This window comes from Arthrobacter sp. CC3, assembly GCF_039907775.1.
Classification (GTDB): domain Bacteria; phylum Actinomycetota; class Actinomycetes; order Actinomycetales; family Micrococcaceae; genus Arthrobacter.
This window is the reverse complement of the sequence record NZ_JARCCY010000116.1, coordinates 1-616: the sequence shown is the minus strand read 5'-3', so window position 1 is coordinate 616 and position 616 is coordinate 1. Positions and strand designations below refer to the sequence as shown.

Sequence of the window (616 nt, the reverse complement as noted above, 5' to 3'; positions counted from 1 at the left end):
GGTCGGTGATGGTCGCTGGTTCGTGCCGGTGTGTTGATCGGCGGGTGTTTTCTGTTTTCGGGCAGTGTGATGTGGCCAGTTGGATCGCCTGGTTGGCGCCGGTTCCACTTCCGGTGATGGGACTTCTCGTCAGGACAGGATGAATGCCCGTTCACCCTGGGGCAGGAGGCAGGACCTGTTTGAGGCGGGCGGTGTTTTCCAGGAGCAGTTTCAGGAGATCTTTCTCTGGCGCTGATTCGGGTAGGAGGAGTTGGTTGCGGCGGGCGCGGGTGATGATTTTCCCGGCGGTCGCGAAGAGCCGGTAGCGCCAGCGTTTGATGTCCCAGGCTTTGGCCCGGTGGCCGTGAGGGAGGGCGGCGAGCTGGAGCCAGGAGACGAGGTTGAAGGCCAGCGCGGCGATGTTGGCCCAGGCCTGGTTCGCGGCGAAGTCGAAGAACGGCAGTTTGCCCAGGCCGGTGTTTTTCAGGGTTTTGATCCTGTTCTCACACCGTCCCCGGGCGCGGTGCCTGGCGTCCAGGAACGGGCCGTGCCACCGCGGTGAGTTGGTCAACAGCGCGGTGATCCTGTGCCCGTCGGTATCGAGCAGGGTCGGCTGCGCTCCGGGGTGCAGCGGCTC

At 64.4% G+C, this 616-nt stretch carries 1 protein-coding gene; it reads right to left on the bottom strand.

Annotated features, from left to right (window positions below):
• Nucleotides 1-151: 151 nt before the first annotated feature.
• On the bottom strand, nucleotides 152-616 hold a 465-nt coding region (locus PV761_RS24235; protein ID WP_347900056.1), incomplete at its 5' end, for a transposase.